The organism is Congregibacter variabilis, from assembly GCF_045689235.1.
In the GTDB taxonomy this organism is placed as follows: Bacteria; Pseudomonadota; Gammaproteobacteria; order Pseudomonadales; family Halieaceae; genus Congregibacter; species Congregibacter variabilis.
The window spans coordinates 1,614,226-1,629,245 of sequence record NZ_CP136864.1 but is presented as its reverse complement, the minus strand read 5'-3'; the positions used below and the strand labels follow the sequence as shown (position 1 = coordinate 1,629,245).

Sequence of the window (15,020 nt, the reverse complement as noted above, 5' to 3'; positions counted from 1 at the left end):
TTCAGGCGAGCTTAATAAAGCTGGCCCGTTGTCAGTCAATCGTAACTCGGTTTACTTCTTCAAGACTAATCAGTCCTTGGGCACATTTTCGTAACGCCGATGTACGGAGGTCTGCAAAGCCGTGCGTTCTCGCCTGACGGGCAATCTCCAGAGAGTTTCCGTCTTCCATAATAGTGTTGGCGATTTCCGGCGTTATGCGAACGACTTCGTAAATACCGACCCGACCTTTATAGCCATCCTTACACGCATCGCAGCCCACGGCCTTTAAAATCGTAGCTGAAGTGAGCATTTCCTCAGTAAATCCCTGTTCAAGCAAGGTGTCGTGAGGTATTTCTGCCGGAGCCGAACACTCTTTACAAAGCCGACGGCCCAGACGCTGGGCAATAATAAGACTCACAGAGGTCGCGACGTTAAACGCGGGTACTCCCATGTTGAGTAGACGGCTGATAGTTTCTGCGGCGCTGTTGGTGTGAAGCGTTGACAGCACAAGGTGGCCGGTTTGCGCCGCTTTAATAGCGATTTCTGCTGTTTCAAGGTCACGTATCTCGCCGACCATGATGACGTCTGGATCCTGGCGCAGGAAGGAGCGTAAGGCCTCGGCAAAGTTGAGACCGACCTTGGCGTTCACGTGCACCTGGTTGATGCCCGAGAGATTGATTTCTACAGGGTCTTCCGCAGTGGAGATATTTCGCTCGGGCTCATTAAGGATATTGAGACCTGTATATAGTGAAACCGTCTTGCCGGAACCCGTTGGCCCTGTGACCAGGATCATGCCCTGAGGCTGTTTCAGCGCCTTCATAAACATGTCTTTCTGATCCGGATCGTAGCCGAGGGCATCGATACCCATTTGGGCGCTAGTGGGATCCAAAATCCGCAGCACTATCTTCTCGCCAAAAAGCGTAGGCAGTGTGTTGACTCGAAAATCAATAGATCGATTTCGCGAGAGCTTCATTTGAATGCGACCGTCCTGAGGCATTCGTCGCTCAGAAATATCCATTTGCGACATAACTTTCAGTCGAGCCGACAGACGAGGTGCCAAATTACGAGGTGGACGGACAACTTCTCTGAGTACGCCGTCTGTCCGAAAACGAACGCGGTAGTCTTTTTCATAAGGCTCAAAGTGAATGTCCGAAGCGCCCTGTTTGATGGCATCGACCAGCACCTTGTTGACAAATCGTACAATCGGAGTCTCGTCAACACTGCTGTTACCGTCGTCCTCCGGGGCTGCATCATTATCGACTGCGCCAATATCAATTTCATCAAACTCATCGGACTCAAGATCGTCGAGACCGCCGCTCATGTCGTCCTGGGCATCGGTCCATTCAGCAATAGCCTTTTGTAGACTCTTCTCATCAACCAAAATGGCTTCGGTATTCAGACCTGTGTGAAATTTGATCTCATCAAGCGCTGCAAGGTTGGTGGGATCGGAGACTGCTATGAAGAGGCGCTTGCCCCGACTGTAGAGCGGCAGCGCGTGATGTTTGGTGACCAGTTCGGGCTCTACAACTCCCTGAGGCAAAAACTGAGAATCAAAAGCCCCTATGTCGAATCGCGCTGCGCCGAATTCCTGTGAAGCAATTTCAGCCAGCTTGTGGCTGTCGATTTTTACTTCATCGACCAAATACCGAACGAAAGGGATTCGTTCACTGGTTGCGGCGGCCTGAGCCTTGGACGCCTGATCTTCATCGAGGAGGCCCTCGATAACAAGGCGACCGGCTAGGCCGGAGGGTTTACCGCTGACTCGTTCGTTCATGCGTAGCTGCCCTTAATTAAGCGTCAGAGTATAGCGGTAGCTATAGCTTGGCTGAAGTGCCTATAGAGTATTGATTATGGTGATTTTTTAGGCGCTGGCTAGTGTTAGAACAGTGCGTCGATTTCGTTTTGTACGATTTTTGTTGTGTGACTGACAAAAAATGTCAGTTAGTGCGCGAAGGTGACCAGTTGTCAGGATGTTTTTCTGTACCTTGCGATATGTTTTTGAATCCAATATGCGCATAAACCGCTGATTTTCATAAATTTTAATTTTGTTGTTAAGGTTTTGGCCCGTAACCTGCAGGCGTAACTGATGAAGTGTGTGTTTTTGCAGCCTTCCTGGGTTGCCAATTAACTGGAGAGAGACAATGAAGAAAGTAAATATGCAAAGGCAGCAGGGTTTTACGCTGATCGAACTGATGATCGTTATTGCGATCGTTGGAATTTTGGCTGCGATTGCGCTGCCTGCTTACCAGGATTACACGGTGCGAGCACGTATGTCGGAAGTTTTGGCAACCGCTGCTGAGGCAAAGACTACCATCGCGGAATATGTGGCTGCCCGAGGTAGAATGCCGACTACGGCTGCTCAGGCAGGCATCCTGGAATCGGGCTTTGGAGATGCGTCATTTGTGGCTACGGCTACATTCGCAGGCGCTGGTTTAACCGGCGTTTATACGATTGCAGCGTCCAATGGAGAAGTTGCCCGGCAGCAGCTTGGCGCTGCAGCGGATATGGACATAACCCTTACCGGCACGGTAGACGCTAACTCTCGGAGAGTGACTTGGGTTTGTGCTCCTGTAGACACTACTCTTGCTAAGTATCTCCCAGCTTCTTGCCGCGGGTAATTTAGTCAGCAGAGCTTCGCTTCCTGCGAGAGCCTTTAAAACCCCAGTTCACACTGGGGTTTTTTTTGTAATAGCTGTGAGGGCCGAAGGGCTGATGCACGGCTCAAGTCCTCTAGGTCGACTACGTGTCCTTCAGGCGAGCGATGGTGGCCATTGCTTATAGCATTGTGTGTCGCCCAATGGTCGCCGAGTTGTTGTTTGTATCGACTGTGATGAGTAAGGTAATGCGACACAATAGTTCGTTAAACCCCACGTTAGTTTGCATGCTTGTTTCGATGTTGGGCGTGGTTTTGCTTGCTTTGCTTTTTGCATCGGGTCTGGGTTCCGGATACATCCTCGATGACTCTACGTCTGTTGTTCCCGTCAATCAGCTAAGGACGCGTCCCGACTTATTCTGGCAGCTGGTGTTTTCAGACACTTCAAGTCCGATCGGAAGACCGCTTACAATATTTTCTTTCGCTTTGGAGCAGGTCGTGTTTTCTGCCGGCCCTGAGTTTAGTAAAGCTATATCCATTGGTTTTCATCTGATTAATGCCACTCTCGTAGCAGCCTTGATACACGTCTTGCTAACTATGCGTGGCGTTAGGTACGCGTACGTCATCGCATTTGTGACTGCTTTGGTATGGGCATGCGCACCCCAGAAGGTGAGTACCGTTCTTTATATCTCCCAACGTATGGCCATTCTCTCTACACTTTTTGTGCTTATGGCCTTGCTTAGCTACTTGTTAGCTCGCTCAGCGAGCAATCCCTCGTATAGATTAGTTTGGTCACTCGTGTGCGTGATCAGTGTTTTGATGGCGCCTTTTGCCAAAGAGAATGGTGTTTTGGCAGTGCCACTAATCGCGCTCCTGGAAGTCTTTGCAGTGCCGTATACGAGGCGAGCGAATGGCTACGACAAGATGAAAGTGGCAGCAGTGTGTCTAATGGCAGCCGGCGTGGTGTTTTTCCTCATTTTTGGGCTGATGGAGTATTTTCGGTCCGACATTTCTTATGCAAGACGAAATTTCACCTATGCAGATCGACTCGGTTCATCGCCGGTAATACTCGCAGATTACTTTAGACAGTTCTTTTACCCCGATACATTACGCATGGGTTTAGTCCACGATGACTATCCGATATCTAGCCTAGCGGACGGCTCTGCGCTTGCAATTGGAGCTACTCTGATTTGGGTGGCGTGTCTTGCTTTTATGGTCCGTGCGGTACTTGTGAGACAGGTGAGTATTGTGGCACTAGGCATTGGTTTTTTTCTCATCGGCCATTGTATTGAAACGTTCTATTTGCCTTTGGAGCTGTACTTTGAACATCGGAATTATTTGCCTAGCGTTGGGCTGGCGGTTTTGTTTGCGGAGCTCATGCGAAGAGTTTGTCTGCGGGAGTCGGGTGAGCTGAGGATATCAGCACTGTGCCTCGCTTTCGTATATCTGTGCTCCTTGAGTTTATCCTCTTATGCGCTTGCAGCACACTGGCGATCGGCGGAGGCGCTATTACTCCACGATGTTTCGGGCCATAAAAATTCGCCCAGAGTTTTGATGGATCAGGCGCTGGCAGATGCGTCTCTCGGTGACGTGGCTGGCGCGAGAGAACTGATCCTTGAAGCTTTTACGCAGAGTCGATCCCAGCCAGCGGCGCGACCTATGGGTAGCGCAGATCCTGTATTGCTGGATGTTGGAGCGTCATGTTTGGGCGGACTGCTCGCTATGGATGAGTTGCCGCTTGCGGGTGATCTTGCTGAGGATGACCCGATCAGAAGTTACATGTTACGGACGTTGCGAAGCTTGGTGGCAGAGAATGCGTGTCAAAACTTTGCCTGGCACGAAGTATCGGACTGGCTTTTCTCATTCGTTTCGGTCTTGTTGGATCGGGGTTACATCTTAGGACTGCCTGCGTTAGTGGATTTGTATGACTTCGAAAAAACGCTGGGTAACCCTGTAAAAGCGTTTGTGTACGCTTCAATTGCCCGAGAGCGTGATCACGGCCCTTTAGTTCTCCTTCGCTGGGCTGAGGCCTCGTTATTGGCAGGAGATTCTGAATCTGTCGATGTCGCCATAGTCGAACTTGAGGCGATGGTAGATCAAGGGAAGCTCAGTGGCTTTGAGTTGGTATTGTTTAAACAATATAAGGAAGCGATTAAATGACTATGGTTTTATTGCGTCGTTGCGTATTCAAAGCGCGAGATTAAGGGGTTACTGCGTGGAAAAGATTTTTCAAATAGCTACTGATCGCACATGCTCTCGATAGTCCTTCCAGCGAAAAATGAAAGCGCTACTGTTGCACGGGTTGTTGGCGGTCTCTGCGCCTATTTTCCTGATGCACAAGTTATTGTGGTCGACGACGGCTCCACCGATGGCACCGGCGAAATCGCCGCAACCGCCGGTGCTAAGGTCGTTACCCAGCCCTACAGCAAAGGTAACGGCGCAGCTATCAAGCGCGGCGCTCTAGCAGCGAAGGGCGATGTTCTTGTGTTCATGGACGCCGACGGTCAGCATGACCCGGCAGATGTTGAGCGCTTGCTCTACAAGTACGGTGAGGGTTACGACCTTGTGGTGGGCGCTCGATCTGGGTTGGGGTCTCAGGCGAGCGTTGCGCGCTGGGGCGCGAACAGCTTTTACAATAAGTTTGCGAGTTGGATGGTCGGGCAGCCCATCGACGATCTGACCTCGGGCTTTCGCGCCGTTAACCGCAAAAAGTTTCTTAGCTTTTTATATCTATTGCCCAATGGCTTTAGCTACCCCACAACATCAACCATGGCCTTTTATCGCGCGGGCTACTCGGTCGCGTTTCTGCCGATTAAGGTCGCCAAGCGGCAGGGCAGTGGTCACATCAGCTTGCTCCGCGATGGGTTGCGCTTCCTGCTGATTATTTTCAAAGTTGGTACGCTCTACTCACCACTTAAGGTGTATTTTCCATTTTCTGTTCTGACCGCAGGCTTGGGCGTTTTCAATTACGTTGCTACCGCAATTATGAGCGATTCCTGGCGCTTTACGAATATGACCGCACTGCTAGTTTCTTCCGGCGTCATTATGTTCCTTCTGGGCTTGTTATCTGAGCAGTTGACGAATCTTCAGTACAAGGACGTTGGCGTCGACGAAGACTGACTTGCCACCCTAAAGAGGTAGCGCGTGATGGTCGCGCTGCCACTAATATGTCAGGCGTATTCACAGTCTCTGGGAGTTAGTCGGCATGCTTATCGGTGTACCGAAGGAAATCAAGAATCACGAGTATCGAATCGGTCTTACGCCAGCGGGAGTAAGTGAATTAGTGCATGCAGGGCACGAGGTCCTCATCGAGGCCTGCGGCGGCGCATCCATCGGCTTTGATGATTCACAGTATGAGGCTGCGGGCGCCCGTATTGCCGCGGATGCGGCATCGGTGTTCGCTGAGGCTGAAATGATCGTTAAGGTCAAAGAGCCGCAACCTGACGAGTGCAGAATGCTTCGCGAGGGGCAGCTTCTTTTTACCTATTTGCATCTGGCGCCGGATCCTGTGCAGACAAAATTACTTGTGGAATCTGGTGCGACAGCGATCGCCTATGAGACGGTGACAAGCGCCCAGGGCGGACTGCCCTTACTTGCGCCCATGAGCGAGGTGGCGGGACGTATGGCTATTCAGGCGGGTTGCCATAGTCTGGAAAAAGCGCAGGGCGGGAGCGGAACTCTGCTGGGTGGTGTTCCGGGTGTGGAGCCTGCACGCGTTTTGGTTATCGGTGGCGGCGTTGTGGGTGTGAATGCGGCCCGCATGGCCATGGGCCTTGGCGCTGATGTCACGATCGTTGATCGGTCTATCAATCGCCTAAAAGAACTCGATACCCTTTTTGAAGGCCGTATGAAGACTCTTTACTCAACCCGTGATGCCATAGAGCGGCACGCCTTGGAAGCAGATCTTGTGGTCGGGGCCGTGCTCATTCCTGGAGCCGCCGCACCCAAGCTGGTTTCAGCGGACCTGGTTTCTCGTATGAAGCCCGGGTCAGTGCTGGTGGACGTTGCTATTGATCAGGGGGGATGCTTTGAAACCAGTCGCGCCACGACGCATCAGGATCCAGTTTATATCGTTGATGACGTGGTGCATTACTGCGTGGCAAACATGCCTGGTGGCGTTGCGAGAACTTCGACCTTAGCACTGACTAATGCAACGCTGCCTTACGTGCTGGCGCTTGCCAGCAAAGGGGTAAAAAAGGCGCTTGAGGACGATCGATACCTGCGCGACGGCCTAAATGTGCATGCGGGACAAGTCACTTACCAGGCTGTGTCCGAAGCGCTGGGCTACGAATATGTTCCACCCATGCAGGCATTGTCTAACCTGAACTAGGGGTTCAGGTGCAGCCACGGGCCGGCAGCGATGCTTTTTGGCCCCGTGTTCTTCGACCTCAGGCGGCGGCCTTCGCTTCCCGGCGGCGAGCATGCAGTACCGGCTCGGTATATCCACTGGGCTGTTCGGTTCCAAGGAACACAAGATCGCAAGCGGCTCGAAAGGCCACGCTGTTGTCAAAGTTGGTCGCCATGGGGCTGTACAGCGGGTCCGCCGCATTTTGTTCATCGACCACCGCAGCCATGCGCTCCAGGGTTTCGCGCACTTGGCTTTCGCTGCATACCCCGTGCAGTAGCCAATTGGCGATGTGCTGAGAAGAGATTCTTAGCGTTGCGCGATCTTCCATAAGACCGATATTGTTAATGTCGGGTACCTTGGAGCAGCCCACACCCTGGTCAATCCAGCGCACTACATAGCCGAGGATGCCCTGGGCATTATTGTCGAGCTCCCGCTGAATTTCCTCGGGGCTCATGTTGGCGGCGCCGCGCAGGGGTATAGAGAGAATGTCGTCTAAGGAGGCGGGTGTACGTTCTTTTAAGTGTGCTTGCACGTCGGCAACATTCACATCGTGATAGTGAGTGACGTGCAGCGTCGCGGCAGTGGGAGAGGGTACCCAGGCTGTGCTGGCACCGGCTTTTGGGTGGCCAATTTTGGCTTCCAACATGTCGGCCATGAGGTCGGGCATTGCCCACATCCCCTTGCCAATTTGTGCGCGTCCCAGCAGGCCGCAGGCGAGTCCCGCGTCTACATTGTTATCTTCATAAGCGCTAATCCAGGGCTCGGACTTCATGTCGCCTTTGGGTGTCATCGCAGCGGCGGCCATGCTGGTGTGAATTTCGTCTCCGGTGCGGTCGAGGAACCCTGTATTAATAAACACAATGCGTTCGCTGGCTCTGCGGATGCACTCGCGCAGGTTCACGGTGGTGCGTCGCTCCTCGTCCATAATGCCCAGCTTCAGCGTGTTTCTTGGGAGCCCCAGGGCATCTTCGACGCGGCAGAACAGGTCAACCGTGAAGCTCACCTCATCGGGCCCATGCATCTTCGGCTTCACAATATAAACGCTGCCGCAGCGAGAGTTAGCTAATCCGCTGTCGCCCTTCAGGTCATGCATGGCGATCACCGCGGTGAACATCGCGTCCATGATTCCCTCAGGAATCTCTTTGCCCGTAGTACCCAGTATCGCGTCGTTAGTCATGAGATGACCAACGTTGCGCACAAACATCAGGCTGCGCCCGGGCAAGACCAAATCGCTGCCATCCATCGCCGTATAGCGACGATCGGGGTTAAGCTTACGCGTCTGGCTGCTGCCGCCTTTTGTGAACTCTTCACTCAAATCGCCGCGCATTAAGCCTAGCCAGTTGCCGTAAACCACCGCTTTGTCATCGGCGTCTACGGCGGCCACTGAGTCCTCACAGTCTTGAATGGTGCTAACCGCAGACTCTAGTAACAGGTCTTTGACTCCGGCTTTGTCTTCGGAGCCAATAGGGCTGTTGGCATCGATCTGGATTTCTACGTGTAAACCGTTGTGCTTCAGGAGAATAGCCGTAGGAGCACCTCTCTCACCGCGAAAGCCCTGCAGTTGATCGGCCTGCGCCAATTCGCTGGCGGTTTTGCTGTCGCCAAGGCTAACGAGCAAAGCGCCGTCACTGAGCGCATAGCGGGTCGCATCGTGATGACTGCCATTTTTAAGCGCGAAGTGCTTGTCCAGAAAGTCCCGCGCCCAGGCGATCACTTTGGCGCCGCGCACCGGGTTATAGCCACCAGCTCGCTCCGCACCATCGTTCTCGGAGATGACATCTGTTCCATACAGCGCATCGTAGAGACTGCCCCAGCGGGCATTTGCCGCATTGAGTGCATAGCGGGCATTCATTACCGGCACGACCAACTGTGGGCCTGCCAGGGTCGCAACCTCCGCATCGACGTTTTCGGTGCTGATGGTAAATGCTGCGGGCTCTGGGAGTAGGTAGCCGATTTCCTGCAGAAAGGCCTTGTACGCCCCGCGATCGTAGTCGGCGCCGGGATGTTGCCGGTGCCAGTCATCGATTTGCTGTTGCAGGTCCTCGCGGATAGCCAGAAGTTCTTCGTTTCGGGGCTGCATGTCCTCAATGATGCTCGCCAGGGACGTCCAGAATTCGCCCGCATCTACCCCAATGCCCGGGCAAATCTGCTCCTCCAGTAGTTCTGCAATGACCGGTGCCACTTGCAAACCTGCTCGCGCAACTCGAGTTGTCATGACGAAGACTCCTTAAAGTGAATCATTGAATATGTTGATGAGCCGATTTTAATCGCGGGACAATGATTTCCAAAGCCAATAGATATGATCGCCATCATTTATTTCATGAATTTTGGTCCGACGCCACGATTTTTCTTGCGGTGTCCACAATGAGCTTGCGAAGCCAGCGATTACCGGGGTTGTGCTGAAGCAGCGGGCTCCACGCCATTTTTAATTCCAGGGGAGGTATGGTCAGTGGTGGGTCCCTACGGACCAGTCGTGGGTTGTCTCGTTTGAGCATCGCCGCGCGGGTCGGTAGCGTCACTATTAAGTCGTTGTGTTCCGCGAGGGTCATTGCCGCCTGGTAGTGCCGGGTAAAGACGCGAATTTGGCGCTTCTTGCCCAAACGATTGAGCGCCGCATCAACCCATCCCAGGCGTTGAACGTCGTCGGGGTTAACGCCTACCCCTACGCCCATGCCTGTTTTACTAACCCAGACATGATCCGATAGCAGGTAGTTTTCCAGGGTAAAGTCATCGAGGATGGGATGGTTTGGGCTGAGAAGGCAGGAAAAACTGTCGTCCCAAAGAGGAATTTGGTGAAAAGATTGCGGCATTGAGTCAAAGCGGTTGATCACCATATCGACTTTGCCGCGCTCCACATCCAGAAAGCTAACATCCGAGGGTGTCATAATATCCAGAGTCACGCTGGGGGCTTGATTACGCAGCTCGCCCAGGACCTGAGGAAACAGCGTCGACTCTGCATAATCGCTGGCCATGATGCGAAAAACGCCCTGAGCCTCTTCTGGCCTGAATGCTGCTCGAGGCTGCACGGCCTGATCGATGCGCGACAGGGCGTCGCGCACCAGCGGCTCCAGCTCCAGAGCCCGCTCGGTAGGCGTCATACCCTCGGACGTGCGCACCAGCAGGGGATCGTCAAATAGTGTGCGCAGCCTGCGTAAACCATTGCTCATGGCCGGTTGTGACAGGTTTAACTGCTGGGCGGCCTGGGTAACATTGCGCTCGCGCAGGAGGGCGTCGAGGTAGACCAACAGGTTCAGATCAATGCGGTGCAGATTCATGGGGGCAACCGAGTGCTATCTAAACGTTGCAGTATCGCGATGATGCCGCCCTCCTGCCAAGCCTTTATAATTGCGCGTTTGGACGTACTATCTGCGTCCCTAATTTTACCGTGAACCATTAAGAGGCTTTTTGGCTATGTATCGTGCGCCCCTGGAAGATATGCGTTTCGTCATCGACGAGGTACTTTGTATTGGAGAAACGCTGGGTAGCTTGCCCCGTTTTGAAGAATTGGGTGTGGGAGAAGATTTGACCGCTGCTTTGCTGGATGAGGGCGGTAAGCTCGCGGGTGAGGTTCTTGCTCCATTGCGGCGCGGGGCTGATATGCAGCCAGCGCGTTGTGAAGACCAGAAGGTGGTGATTTCTCCGGGATATGCGGATGCGATCCGGCAGCTTGCTCAGGGCGGGTGGTTTGGCATTTCTGCCGATGCGGATTTTGGCGGTCAGGGTCTCCCGGAGCTGTATGGGACAGCGGCGTCAGAAATGTGGAACGGCGCAGATATGGCCTTTGCTTTGGCCCCTATTCTCAGTAGTGGTGCGGCGCTCGCTATCGCATCGCATGCCACCGATGAATTGAAAGCGATCTACCTCGAAAAGCTCCATACCGGTGAGTGGACCGGGACCATGAATCTTACCGAGTCCGGTGCAGGTTCAGACTTAGGGGTTATGAAAACCCGCGCTGTCCCTAACGGCGATCATTATTTGATCACTGGCCAAAAAATTTATATTACCTGGGGTGATCATGATGCGGTCGATAACATCGTGCATCTCGTGCTGGCGAAGCTGCCGGATGCCCCGGAGGGCTCGAGCGGCATCTCATTGTTTCTGGTGCCCAAATTCCTGGTTAATGCCGATGGCAGTCTCGGCGAGCGCAATGACGTGTACCCGGTGTCGACAGAGCACAAATTGGGGATACACGGCAGTCCGACCTGCGTGATGGCTTTTGGCGACCAGGGTGGTGCTGTGGGGTATCTGGTTGGCGAGGAAAATCGCGGACTGACCTGCATGTTCACCATGATGAACGAGGCGCGTCTGAAGGTCGGACTGCAAAGTCTGGGTGCCACCGAGGGCTCTTACCAACTGGCCCTGGCCTACGCCAAAGATCGTGTACAGGGCGGGGTGCCTATCATTGAGCATGCAGACGTAAAGCGTATGCTTCTGACTATGAAGGCGCTGAGTGAAGGGATGCGCGCGCTTGCTTACAGCGAAGCGGTAACTATGGATCTTGCGCACTACGGCGCGGATGCACAGCGCAGCATGGCGCAGGCTCGCATTGATTTAATGATCCCTGTGATTAAGGGCTGGATGACCGAGGTGGGAGTGGAACTTACGTCCCTGGGTGTTCAGGTTCACGGTGGTATGGGTTATGTCGAAGAAACCGGCGCTGCCCAGTATCTGCGCGACGTGAGAATTACCCCCATCTATGAGGGTACCAACGGCATTCAGGCCGCAGATCTGGTGGGTCGCAAATTGGGCCGGGATGGTGGTTCAACAATGGCCGCCGTACTGGATATGATCCGTGCCGATGCGCAGGATTACCTGAGTCGCGGCGGTAGCCTCGAGATCATTGGTCAATGCCTTTTGAAAGCAGTTGCACAACAGGCCGAGTCCACGGAAGTGATATTGCAAATGCTCTCTAGTAACCCGGAGGTGGCTGGCGCCGCTGCATTTGATTACATGATGCAGACGGGATTTTTGTTTGGCGCCTGGCAGCTTGCCCGCGGCGCAGCGGTCGCTCAGGCTGCGCTTAAGGCCGGCAGCGACAACGAGTTTTACGCGCGGAAGGTGGCCACAGCTACCTTTTACGCGCAAAGCATATTGCCGCGCTGTGAGGGCTATGCGGGCAGCGTGGCCAATGCCGGTGGTGCGTTGCAGGACTACCCGGTGGGTTGGCTGTAATGGTGTTTAGTACCCCGGATCTCGCTGACAGCGCCCCTGATGCTCGAGCGGTGTTACATCCCTGGCAGGACTACGGCGCGGTGACATGCTTCAGCGGCGTCGCTGTCACGGTGAAGTGTTTTGAAGACAACTCCTTGGTGAAAGAGTTGGTGCAGCAGCCTGGCAACGGACGGGTTATCGTCGTTGATGGCGGTTGTTCTCTAAGACGAGCCTTGCTGGGTGATCAGTTGGCAGCCAAGGCGGTGGAAAACGGATGGTCGGGCTTGGTGATAGCCGGTGCCGTGCGTGACGTGGAGATTCTTGAGACGCTTGAGCTGGGCATAAAAGCCCTGGGCTCATGCCCGCAAAAAACCGATAAGCGAGGCGAGGGGCAGCTAAACGTTTCTATTGAGGTCGGTGGCACCACGGTCTGCAGTGGAGACTATATTTATGCTGATCGAAATGGAGTGCTGGTCAGTGCCGAGCCTTTGCTGCCGCTCTAGCTAAAAAGCGGAGCCGCATTCGTTCATGATTCTCTAGCTTGGCGTGCAATGCCTCCGCTTTTTAGCGAGGATTTTACTGGCTTCTCAAGCGAGCCGCATAGACAGATCCAGAGGCTGGCAGCCCTTGGTGAGTGCGCCGATGGAGATAAAGTCGACCCCGGTTTCGGCGATAGCACGCAGAGTTGCGAGGGTAACGTTGCCGGATGCTTCCAGTTCGGCTCGGCCATTGGTCAGCTTTACGGCTTCTCGCAAAGCTCCAAGATCAAAGTTGTCCAACATGACGCGCTCGCAGCCGGCATCAATCGCTTGAAGCAGTTCATCGGTGCTTTCTACTTCGACTTCTACGGGCTTTCCTGGGGCGCTTTCCCGGGCGCGCAGGACCGCAGCGTGAATACCGCCGCAAGCAAGAATATGGTTTTCCTTGATCAGAAATGCATCGTAGAGCCCGATACGATGATTATGGCACCCACCGCAGCGCACCGCGTATTTTTGCGCGGCGCGAAGCCCTGGCAGTGTCTTGCGGGTGTCCAGTAAACGCACGCCAGTGCCTTCAACACTTCGCGCGTAGTCCCGGCATCGTGTCGCCGTGCCGGATAGTGTCTGGAGGAAGTTCAGCGCAGTGCGCTCTCCGGTGAGCAGGCCGCGGGCAGGGCCCCGAAGTTCAAATAGTGTTTGACCAGCGGTTAGGCTATCTCCATCTGCCGCAGACCAGTCGATGCTGATGCGATCATCAACACTGGCAAACACTGTGTTTACCCAATGTTGGCCACACAGCACGCCGTCTTCCCGGGTAATCACCGTGGCTTCGGCCATGCGATCCACTGGCAGCAAATCCGCAGTGATATCGCCGCTGCCGATGTCCTCCGCTAGGGCTATTTCGACATTGCTCTGGACAATGGTTTCTGGGACTCGGGTAAGGCTGAGGCTCATGGGGATTTCCGGCTTGCGGGATAAGGGGCTCTTGGTCGTTATGGTAGCAGCGTGGACTCGGTGACGAAAAGCGTCTCCGCGCTTGCCGTAGGCGGTATTGATGCACACAATACGCGAATGTCCCCTTCAATAATCTGGAATGGTTGGCTCGAATGTGCCCGCCATTGCCCGTCACCCAACTACAACGCCCGGCCGTCAGCCTGCTGGCCGGAAATGCTGGTGGTGCACAACATTTCACTGCCTCCGGGTTGTTTTGATACCGGAGACATCGAGGCGCTTTTTTGTAACAAGCTCGATTGCTCCCGCGATCCTTCCTTTGCAGAGCTGCAAGGACTGGAGGTATCTGCGCATTTTCTGATCGACCGTAATGGAGTATTGACGCAGTTTGTCTCTTGTCTTGACCGAGCCTGGCACGCAGGTGTGTCCTCCTGGTCCGACAGGGTGAATTGCAATGACTTCAGTATCGGCATTGAGCTTGAGGGGACCGATAGTCTGTCCTACGAGAAAATCCAATATGAGGTGCTGAGCCATTTAATTGTGGAGCTTCGCAGTTGTATACCCACGCTGGCGCCCGGGCCGATAGTCGGGCACAGTGATATCGCACCGGGCCGCAAAACCGACCCCGGCCAGGCTTTTGACTGGGCCAGGCTTCGAAGTCTTCTCAGGGCCCGTAACAATCCATCCGCTCGCTCACCAATAGAGGAGTCAATAGCGCGATGACATTTCTTGCCATGATCATTGCACTGTCCCTGCAGCAAATCATACAGCCGGGCAACTTTTTGCAACGAGACCGGTGGCTGATTCAGTGGGATGGCTTTGTGGCTTTGCGCTTTTCGGCGCAGATGCTGCGTCTTGTCATTACGCTTGGCGTTATCGCTGCGGTGGCTTATTGGGCCCTGTCGCTATTGGAGGGCTGGTTGTTTGGGTTGGTGGAGCTTATTGCCATCTCAGGTCTTTTCGTTTGGAGCCTGGGGCGCGCTGACTTCCACACGGCTCTTGAGCAATATGAGGCCCGGGCATCGGATGATCCTGAGGCAGCTCGTGCTGCTCTGGAGGATCTATGGGCGCCTGTCGATGATGCTGATACCGAACCTGCGGATCGGGCCCTGCAGCGTTTGGTTTACTGTGGCTATGCCCGCTGGTTCGCGCCTTTGTTTTACTTTGTCCTCGCCGGTCCCATAGCGGCGGTGCTCTATCGCGCCGTGGCAATTCTGGCGGCTAACGATCGTGGTCCGCAATACTTGCAGGTCCTGCGTTGGGCGGACTGGATCCCCGCACGCATTTTGGGTCTGACCTTCGCTTTGAGCGGTGACTTTATGGCAGTGAGTCAGCGTGCGCCCCTTGCCCACTTTACCGATACCACCCCGGCACCGCAGCTCTTGTGGGAGCTTGCAGCGGTTGCCTGCAACCAGGGCGCGGGCGCTCGTATTTTTGGCGATATTCTTTATCGTAGCGCGGGGCTTTGGTTGTTGGGTCTTTCCGCCGTGCTTATTCTGGGCTAACGCGTTGGATTAGA

General features: G+C 54.3%; 12 protein-coding genes. 8 read left to right on the top strand and 4 right to left on the bottom strand.

Annotated elements, in window-relative coordinates:
• Positions 1-31: 31 nt before the first annotated feature.
• Positions 32-1,753: a type IV-A pilus assembly ATPase PilB gene (gene pilB, locus R0135_RS07180; RefSeq protein ID WP_407349572.1), complete on the bottom strand. Its 1,722-nt coding sequence runs from the start codon at positions 1,751-1,753 to the stop codon at positions 32-34.
• Positions 1,754-2,135: 382 nt separating this feature from the next.
• Here pilB and R0135_RS07175 point away from each other — a divergent pair, with 382 nt between their 5' ends.
• The 4 genes from R0135_RS07175 (at position 2,136) to ald (ending at position 6,902) form a co-directional block, all read left to right on the top strand.
• Positions 2,136-2,597, top strand: a complete 462-nt coding sequence (locus tag R0135_RS07175) for a pilin (RefSeq protein ID WP_407349887.1) — start codon at positions 2,136-2,138, stop codon at positions 2,595-2,597.
• Positions 2,598-2,722: 125 nt separating this feature from the next.
• Positions 2,723-4,732 (top strand): hypothetical protein, encoded by a 2,010-nt coding sequence (locus R0135_RS07170; RefSeq protein ID WP_407349571.1) that lies wholly within the window; start codon positions 2,723-2,725, stop codon positions 4,730-4,732.
• Positions 4,733-4,822: 90 nt separating this feature from the next.
• On the top strand, positions 4,823-5,692 hold the full coding sequence (locus R0135_RS07165) for a glycosyltransferase family 2 protein (RefSeq protein ID WP_407349570.1): 870 nt from the start codon (positions 4,823-4,825) through the stop codon (positions 5,690-5,692).
• A gap of 85 nt (positions 5,693-5,777) precedes the next feature.
• A complete protein-coding gene (gene ald / locus R0135_RS07160; protein WP_407349569.1) occupies positions 5,778-6,902 on the top strand; it encodes an alanine dehydrogenase in 1,125 nt (374 codons plus the stop codon).
• Between the two features lie 58 nt (positions 6,903-6,960).
• Here the strand turns inward: ald and R0135_RS07155 are convergent, their stop codons facing one another.
• Positions 6,961-9,135: a malate synthase G gene (locus R0135_RS07155; RefSeq protein ID WP_407349568.1), complete on the bottom strand. Its 2,175-nt coding sequence runs from the start codon at positions 9,133-9,135 to the stop codon at positions 6,961-6,963.
• Positions 9,136-9,238: 103 nt separating this feature from the next.
• Positions 9,239-10,195 (bottom strand): LysR family transcriptional regulator, encoded by a 957-nt coding sequence (locus R0135_RS07150; protein WP_407349567.1) that lies wholly within the window; start codon positions 10,193-10,195, stop codon positions 9,239-9,241.
• Between the two features lie 136 nt (positions 10,196-10,331).
• Here R0135_RS07150 and R0135_RS07145 point away from each other — a divergent pair, with 136 nt between their 5' ends.
• On the top strand, positions 10,332-12,092 hold the full coding sequence (locus R0135_RS07145) for an acyl-CoA dehydrogenase (RefSeq protein ID WP_407349566.1): 1,761 nt from the start codon (positions 10,332-10,334) through the stop codon (positions 12,090-12,092).
• Positions 12,092-12,574, top strand: coding sequence for a ribonuclease E activity regulator RraA (gene rraA, locus R0135_RS07140; RefSeq protein WP_407349565.1), 483 nt, complete (start codon positions 12,092-12,094; stop codon positions 12,572-12,574). Before R0135_RS07145 ends, rraA begins: the two co-directional genes overlap by 1 nt.
• Before the next feature lie 84 nt (positions 12,575-12,658).
• Here the strand turns inward: rraA and nadC are convergent, their stop codons facing one another.
• Positions 12,659-13,504, bottom strand: a complete 846-nt coding sequence (gene nadC, locus R0135_RS07135; RefSeq protein WP_407349564.1) for a carboxylating nicotinate-nucleotide diphosphorylase — start codon at positions 13,502-13,504, stop codon at positions 12,659-12,661.
• Positions 13,505-13,564: 60 nt separating this feature from the next.
• On the opposite strand from nadC, the gene ampD reads away from it, so the two are divergent.
• Both ampD and ampE read left to right on the top strand, forming a co-directional pair.
• A complete protein-coding gene (ampD, locus tag R0135_RS07130; RefSeq protein WP_407349563.1) occupies positions 13,565-14,224 on the top strand; it encodes a 1,6-anhydro-N-acetylmuramyl-L-alanine amidase AmpD in 660 nt (219 codons plus the stop codon).
• Positions 14,221-15,006 carry a regulatory signaling modulator protein AmpE gene (gene ampE / locus R0135_RS07125; protein WP_407349562.1) on the top strand — a complete coding sequence of 262 codons (786 nt, stop codon included), beginning with the start codon at positions 14,221-14,223 and terminating at the stop codon, positions 15,004-15,006. The genes ampD and ampE overlap by 4 nt, the downstream gene beginning before the upstream one ends.
• The last annotated feature ends 14 nt before the right edge of the window (positions 15,007-15,020 follow it).